The 6,450-nt window shown below is 63.6% G+C and carries 9 protein-coding genes; 6 read left to right on the plus strand and 3 right to left on the minus strand.

Annotated elements, in window-relative coordinates; genetic code table 11:
- Positions 1–156: 156 nt before the first annotated feature.
- Complete coding sequence (locus GGD67_RS19350) at positions 157–720, plus strand: chlorite dismutase family protein (protein WP_179735047.1); 564 nt, start codon at positions 157–159, stop codon at positions 718–720.
- 56 nt (positions 721–776) lie between these two features.
- On the opposite strand, the gene GGD67_RS19355 is transcribed toward GGD67_RS19350, so the two are convergent.
- Positions 777–1,175, minus strand: a complete 399-nt coding sequence (locus GGD67_RS19355; RefSeq protein ID WP_179735049.1) for a gamma-glutamylcyclotransferase — start codon at positions 1,173–1,175, stop codon at positions 777–779.
- 75 nt (positions 1,176–1,250) lie between these two features.
- Between GGD67_RS19355 and GGD67_RS19360 the strand changes: the two genes are divergently transcribed.
- Positions 1,251–2,054 (plus strand): N-formylglutamate amidohydrolase, encoded by an 804-nt coding sequence (locus tag GGD67_RS19360; RefSeq protein ID WP_179735050.1) that lies wholly within the window; start codon positions 1,251–1,253, stop codon positions 2,052–2,054.
- A 3-nt stretch (positions 2,055–2,057) separates the two neighbouring features.
- On the opposite strand, the gene GGD67_RS19365 is transcribed toward GGD67_RS19360, so the two are convergent.
- Positions 2,058–2,678, minus strand: coding sequence for a LysE family translocator (locus tag GGD67_RS19365; protein WP_018318238.1), 621 nt, complete (start codon positions 2,676–2,678; stop codon positions 2,058–2,060).
- 256 nt (positions 2,679–2,934) lie between these two features.
- On the minus strand, positions 2,935–4,380 hold the full coding sequence (locus tag GGD67_RS19370) for an LVIVD repeat-containing protein (RefSeq protein ID WP_179735053.1): 1,446 nt from the start codon (positions 4,378–4,380) through the stop codon (positions 2,935–2,937).
- Positions 4,381–4,496: 116 nt separating this feature from the next.
- On the opposite strand from GGD67_RS19370, the gene GGD67_RS19375 reads away from it, so the two are divergent.
- The 4 genes from GGD67_RS19375 to GGD67_RS19390 form a co-directional block, all read left to right on the plus strand.
- The gene (locus GGD67_RS19375) at positions 4,497–4,811 is read left to right on the plus strand and encodes a helix-turn-helix transcriptional regulator (protein ID WP_018318240.1); all 315 of its coding nucleotides are present in this window, start codon (positions 4,497–4,499) and stop codon (positions 4,809–4,811) included.
- Positions 4,804–5,274 carry an SRPBCC family protein gene (locus GGD67_RS19380; RefSeq protein ID WP_179735055.1) on the plus strand — a complete coding sequence of 157 codons (471 nt, stop codon included), beginning with the start codon at positions 4,804–4,806 and terminating at the stop codon, positions 5,272–5,274. Before GGD67_RS19375 ends, GGD67_RS19380 begins: the two co-directional genes overlap by 8 nt.
- The gene (locus tag GGD67_RS19385) at positions 5,271–5,783 is read left to right on the plus strand and encodes an SRPBCC family protein (protein WP_018318242.1); all 513 of its coding nucleotides are present in this window, start codon (positions 5,271–5,273) and stop codon (positions 5,781–5,783) included. The genes GGD67_RS19380 and GGD67_RS19385 overlap by 4 nt, the downstream gene beginning before the upstream one ends.
- 99 nt (positions 5,784–5,882) lie before the next feature.
- Positions 5,883–6,450, plus strand: a 568-nt coding sequence (locus tag GGD67_RS19390; RefSeq protein WP_246790832.1) for an IS5 family transposase, incomplete at its 3' end; no start/stop codon positions are given.

The raw sequence follows: 6,450 nt of genomic DNA on the forward strand, positions 1-6,450 counted from the left end.
AGGGCGACGGCCCGGCTCTAACCCTCGGCCGTTCATTCTTCGGGGCTCCCGGCGCGATGCATGGCATCGCGCCACTCGCGCCTCAGGATGACGGGACCGTAGTGCCGAAATGACGAGCCCCTTGAACCTAACCCGGTTCCACGCTTCCATATCCCCATGTTCAGGACCTTTCGGGGCGGCCACAGCGGGGGCTGGCGCGTGATCTCGATCGCACCCGTGACCGGCGAGCCCCTGCCCTTCATGCCGGCGCTGTCGGTGACCGACAGCGAGGCCGTCTCATTGCCGCTGGTGCCCTCGCGCAATGCGTGGCGGCTGGTCGGCGCCCCGAGCAATTTGCGCTACACCGAGCGGCCCGAGAAGCAGCAGCTTGTGGCCGTGCAGGCCGGGCTCGGCCGGATGGAAGCAACCAGCGCGGCGCTGATCCCGATCCGCAAATCGCAGGCCTGGTGGGAGCTGACGCAGGAAGAGCGCCGCCAGATCTTCGAGGACAAGTCGCACCACATCGCGAGCAGCCTTCGTTTCCTGCCCGCGATCGCGCGCCAGCTCTATCATTGCCGCGACCTCGGCGAGCCCTTCGATTTCCTGACCTGGTTCGAATTCGCCCCCGCGCATGCCTCGCTGTTCGAGGAGCTGGTGGCGATGCTCCGGGAAACCGAGGAATGGAGTTACGTCGAGCGCGAGGTCGACGTGCGCGTGGTGAAGGAAGTGCTGTCGGCTTAGAGCATGATCCGGAAAAGTGCGAAGCGGTTTTCCGAGAAGATCATGCTCGAAAACAACTAGTGCGCCAAGAACCGCCCGGACTCGATGAGCGGCAAACCCGTGACGGGCCAGTTGTAGACATAGGTCCAGGCCTTCTCCGTGGCGCCATCAGGCAGCGTCACGTCGATCAGCCGGCGCAGATATTCGGTCGGCTCCGGAAAACCCTCGCCGCAGGCCTCGTACATGTCGAGCTCGCCCAGGATCTCGTCTGGCACGCGCATCCGGAAGAGCTCGCCATGAACGATGTCGGAGGCAGCATTCGACAGCAGCAATCCCGGATAATGCTTCACCAGGACGAGGCGGCCGCGGCAGGTCGCTTCACCGAGGAAATCCGCGTGTCCCGCCAGCAGCCGCGCCATCGGATGGTCGAAGCCGCGCATCAGGGTGCCGTAGACGAAAAGGCGATCGGAGGTCATGCTGCTCTAAAGTTGCGACGTCGGTGCAATATCGTTACTCCGTTTAGACACGTAATCGTTTCATAGGCAATCAGGATGGATCTGCACACGGCCGAGGCCGCCGATCAACTGCTCGGCGAGGGCGATATTTTGCCCGTGCATGAGGTGAATGCCGAAGGGACTTCGCCCTTTCTGCTCACCTCGGATCATTACGGACGGGTGCTGCCGCGCGCGCTCGGCGATCTCGGCATCGCGGAAAGCGAGCTTGCCAGGCACATCGGCTGGGACATCGGCATTGCTGGCGTCGCCGAGCGGCTCGCAAGGTTGCTGGATGCGCATCTGATCGCGCAGCGCTATTCGCGGCTCGTGATCGACTGCAACCGCCCGCCTTCTGCTGCAAGCTCGATCCCCGTGATCTCCGAAGCCACCGCGATCCCGCGCAACGAAGGGATATCGGATGGGGAGCGGGAGGCGCGGCGGCGCGAGATTTTCGAGCCCTATCATGATCGCATCGATGCCGCGATCGACGCCCGCCTGCACGACAAGCGGCCGACGGTGCTGGTGTCGCTGCACAGCTTCACGCCCGTCTATGCCGGCGTCGCGCGGCCCTGGCACATCGCCGCGCTGTACAACCGCGACACCGTGCTGCCGCAACTGCTGTTGAAACATCTGCGCGCAGAGGGCGATCTCGTTGTCGGCGACAACGAGCCTTACGCGGTCAGCGACCTCACCGACTACACCATCCCCGTCCACGGCGAAGGGCGGGGCCTCGTCAACACCGGCATCGAGATCCGGCAGGATCTGATCACCGACCACACCGGCCAGCAGCAATGGGCCGAACGGCTGGCAAGGATCCTTGCCGAGGTCGAGATGGAGCTGAAGGTGGAGCTGTTGGCGTAAGCCTCACTTCGCCCTGGTCAGCGCCAGCCAGATGCCGCCGCCGATCATGAAGCCGCCGGAGATGCGCGACATCATCCGCGTGCGGCGCGCCGAGAAGAATTTTCGCGCGCGGCCTGCGGCGACGGCGTAGAGCGCATCGGTCACCACGGCGGTGACCATGAAGGTCGCGCCCAGCAGCGCCACTTGCGGAAAGTGCGGCTGGCTCATGTCCATGAACTGCGGGATGAAGGCGCCGAAAAACACCAGCACCTTCGGATTTGACAGCAGTACCAGGAAACCCTGCAGGAAGAAGCCGCCGCGCGGCGGCGGTGGCGGTGTGTCGACATCGACGCCCTCGACCGGCGCCCAGATCAGCTTGATGCCGAGCCAGACGAGATAAGCGGCGCCGGCAAAGCGCACCCAGTCGAACCAGTAGCCCATGGTCGCCATCAGCGAGGTCAGGCCGACCGCGACGATGCCGATGACGATGGCAAGGCCGGCCTGCGCGCCGGCCACGTTGGTCAGCGCAGCACGCGTGCCGTGGCGCAGGCCGTTGGCGATGACGAGGGTGACGATCGGCCCCGGCAGCAGCGCCAGCGCAATGCAGGCGGCGACGAAGGCGAAATAGGCTTGCATGGACATCATGGGGGAGACTCGGCTCGGAGCGTTGGGCCGTATTAATGCATGGGACGGGCGCAGAGGGAAGTGAGATGAGCGCAAGGTGCGCGCTCAACCAACGGTGTCATCCCCCGCGAAAGCGGGGGATCCAGTACGCCGCGACGCCTCCGCACTTCACCAACGTCTCTGGAATACTGGATTCCCCGCCTGCGCGGGGAATGACAGCGGAGAATGTGGAAGCGACGTACCAACATCGACGCCGACATCGGTCCGCGCCGCATCATCAGTTCTTCGGCAGGCCGGCGACATTGCGGGCCGGGCCGGTCAGCTCCAGGATATGCAGGCCGGTATTGGCGCGGTCGACGATGTAGATGTAGCCGCGATCATCGGTCTCGACATTGTTGGTCTGGATCGCGACCTTGCAGCGCTCGCCGCCCTCGATCGGGATGCAGCGCTTGTCGGTCGCGCTGGTGATCGACGGAATGAAGTAGCCGACTTCCTTCGGGTGATAGGGATCGCGGATGTCGAGCGCGCGCACGCCGGCATTGAAGAAGGCGATGAAGGCCATCTTCTTGTAGTAGACCGGCGCCATGCTCTCGTTGGAGGAATGCGCGCCGAAGCGCCCGCCGCGCTGACAGAACTGCCCGCTCGCCTCCGGCACGGTGTAGCTCGAGATCATCATCGGCCGCATCTCGGTGGTGACGTCGGCGAACCACACCATCTGCCGCGCCTCGCCGCATTCGTTGAGGATCGCTTCATTCACGATCATGACGATGTCGCGGGTCTTGCCGTCCTTGTCCTCGGCGAATTCCGCGATGGGCATGTCGAGCATCGGAAACGTCGTGTGCGCGCCGTTGAAGGCGGACATCGGCATGCGCGCAATCTCGGGATAGCGCAGATTGTCCGGCGTCGGCTCCTTTGCCCCGCTCAAGAGCTTGTCGCGATCGACGATCTGCAAAATGCCGCCCTTGTTGGTGCCGTAACCGAAATAGACGCGGTTGCCGTCGGGCCCGGTCGAGATCGGCCCGTGCAATTCGGTCGGCAGCGCGCCGGTCGAACCGGGCTCCTGACCGGGCAGACCGAAATCGCGGATCTTCTGCGGGCGCGCGGGATCGGAGAGATCGTAGATCTGCGTCATGCGCCGCGTGCGCCAGTCCGGCGCGCCCGAGACGAGATAGGCAATGCCGGTGTCGCATTCCCACCAGCTCTTGTGGGTGTCCTTCAGGCCGCCGATGCGCGTGATGAGCACGGGGCTCGCGGGATCGGTGACGTTCCAGATCTCGTGCGCCTCGCCGCCGAACGTCCGCAGCATGTAGACCGCGTTGGGATCGCCCTTCGGCAAGGTCTTGCCGTCGCAGACCCGCACCATCTGCGCGCCGCCGGATTCGTACTTGCCCTCCTGCCCCGGCAGATGCCGCAGATATTTTGGACGCGCGGGATCGGTGACGTCGACGATCGAGGTTCCGTTCGGCTCGGCCTTGCCCGTCATCGGATTGACGGGCGCGGGCACATCATCAGTGCCGCCGTGATGGCCGATATAGGCGATCCAGCGATCGCCCTGGTGATGGATGGTCGGCTGATAGGCGCTGCGGGCCTGGAGATCGTTGCTCCCGACGATCTTCATGTTGGAGGCTTCAGGCGGCGCGCCGATGGTCTGCTTCTGCGCCTGGGCCGCGGTGCTGCACGCGAAAAGGACGAGAGCGGCAACACGTGAAACGCGACGGAACATCAAAATCCTCCCGGAACCAATCTGCGTTGGCTGAGCGTCGAGGCTAGCACGGCCGACTGCGCGCGCCAAAGACTCCATCTTGACATGCAACCATTTGGTTGCCTATTATCGACACCATGGATGAGGTCTTCAAAGCGCTCGCCGATGCGTCACGACGGTCGCTGCTCGACAGGCTTCATGCCAGGAACGGCCAGACGCTGAACGAGCTCTGCGAGGGCCTCGCGATGACGCGGCAGGCCGTGACCAAGCACCTTGCGATCCTGGAAGAGGCCAATCTCGTCACCGCCATCAGGCATGGCCGCGAGAAGCTGCACTATCTCAATCCGGTGCCGATCCATCAGATCGGCGAACGCTGGATCAAAAAATTCGAGCGCGGCAAGCTCGCCGCACTCAGCGAGTTGAAACGCCAGTTGGAGAAGCGCGATGAGTAAGCCGGAGTTCGTCTACGTGACCTATATCGAGACCACGCCGGAAAAGCTGTGGGAGGCGTTGACGTCGAGCGAATTCACCAGGCAGTACTGGTTCGGCGCCGAGGTCCGCTCCGACTGGCAGATCGGCTCGCCTTTTGCGCTTACGCTCGACGGCGAGATCACCGATTCCGGCGAGATCCTGGAATCCGATCCGCCGCGCCGCCTGTCCTACAGCTTCAAGCACCAGAAATTCGAAGAGCTGCGCGGCGAGCCAATCTCACGCGTCGTCTTCACCATCGAACCGTTCGGCGCGCTCGTGCGTTTGACCGTGTTGCATGACGGCTTCGTCGAGGGCGGCAAATATCTCGGCGCCGTCTCCAATGGCTGGCCGGCGATCCTGTCCGGGCTCAAGAGCCTGCTGGAGAGAGGCAAAGTGCTCGCCATTCCCCGCACGGCGCTCAACAAGGGATTCGACGCAAAATGAACCTCGATCAATTCAAGCCGCTGACGGTCTACACCATCTACATCGCTTCGACGCCGGAGAAAGTGTGGGAGGCGCTGACCTCGGCCGAGTTCAGCAAGCAATATTTCTTCGGCAATGCCGTGGAGGTCGAGCCGCGCCTTGGCGGCGCGTTCACCGTGCGCACGCCCGATGGCGCGTTACACATCAGCGGCGAGGTTCTCGCCTACGATCCGCCGCGAAAGCTCTCGGTCACATTCAACGTGAACTGGCCCGAGCTGATCGAGAAGCTCGGCCCGACGCTCGTCACCTACGAGATCGAACAGGCCGGCGATGCGGTCCGGCTTACCATGTGCGAAGGCCACGACCGCCCGCTTAGCGACGACATCCTCGCCGGTGGCCGTTCGGGCTGGCCCGCGATCCTGTCCAGCCTCAAGAGCCTGTTGGAAACCGGCAAGCCGCTGGCGGTGAAGATGGGCCCACCGCAGCGGATGCTGGATGCGCTGAAGGCGATGGGGATCAAGACGCCTTAATTGATGAAGAACAAGCAGCGGTCGCTTCTTCCCCTCTCCCCTTGTGGGCCTGTTGCGTAATTCGCCAGTTGTGATTCCCTAGGGCAAAGCCTTGGGGGAATGACGATGGCGGTGAAGCGGACAGGACAGCCGAGCTTTGTGGAAGCGCTGATGCCGAAGGGCGCCGGCGCCAATGCGGCGCTGGATCGGTTGGCTGGCCTGGTCAAGTGGTACCGGTTCGAGAAGCTGATCGGCCATTTGCGGGATGAAGGGAGTCCCGGTCGTCCAGGCTATCCGGTGCTTGTGCTGTTTCGCGCGGTGCTGCTGCAGTCGCTCTACGGTCTTTCGGAGCGCGAACTGGAGGAGGCGCTGGGCGACCGGTTGTCATTCAAGCGCTTCGTTGGTTTGAGCCTCGAGGATGCCACCCCCGATCATACGGTCCTGAACCGCTTCCGGAACCAGCTCGTTGAACAAGGCCTGCTGGAGAAGCTGTTTGGCGAACTGGATCGCCAGCTTGAGAATGCCGGCGTCATCCTCAAGCGCGGCACGATGCTGGATGCAACCTTGATCCAGGCGGTGTCAGCTCCTCCGAGGGAGGATCGTCCCTCAAACGATCCCGACGCCCGCTTCACCAAGCGGCAGGGCAAGAGCGGCTCGACCTTCGGTTACAAGGCCCATGTGGGGGTCG

Origin of the sequence: Bradyrhizobium sp. IAR9, assembly GCF_013408065.1 — a bacterium.
Classification (GTDB): Bacteria; Pseudomonadota; Alphaproteobacteria; order Rhizobiales; family Xanthobacteraceae; genus Bradyrhizobium.

What these genes read in the sequence shown, in the direction of transcription:
- GGD67_RS19350 (WP_179735047.1), top strand. Translation starts at nt 157, where the DNA reads ATGTTCAGGACCTTTCGGGGCGGCCACAGCGGGGGCTGGCGCGTGATC.
- GGD67_RS19355 (WP_179735049.1), bottom strand. Translation starts at nt 1,175, where the DNA reads ATGACCTCCGATCGCCTTTTCGTCTACGGCACCCTGATGCGCGGCTTC.
- GGD67_RS19360 (WP_179735050.1), top strand. Translation starts at nt 1,251, where the DNA reads ATGGATCTGCACACGGCCGAGGCCGCCGATCAACTGCTCGGCGAGGGC.
- GGD67_RS19365 (WP_018318238.1), bottom strand. Translation starts at nt 2,678, where the DNA reads ATGATGTCCATGCAAGCCTATTTCGCCTTCGTCGCCGCCTGCATTGCG.
- GGD67_RS19370 (WP_179735053.1), bottom strand. Translation starts at nt 4,380, where the DNA reads ATGTTCCGTCGCGTTTCACGTGTTGCCGCTCTCGTCCTTTTCGCGTGC.
- GGD67_RS19375 (WP_018318240.1), top strand. Translation starts at nt 4,497, where the DNA reads ATGGATGAGGTCTTCAAAGCGCTCGCCGATGCGTCACGACGGTCGCTG.
- GGD67_RS19380 (WP_179735055.1), top strand. Translation starts at nt 4,804, where the DNA reads ATGAGTAAGCCGGAGTTCGTCTACGTGACCTATATCGAGACCACGCCG.
- GGD67_RS19385 (WP_018318242.1), top strand. Translation starts at nt 5,271, where the DNA reads ATGAACCTCGATCAATTCAAGCCGCTGACGGTCTACACCATCTACATC.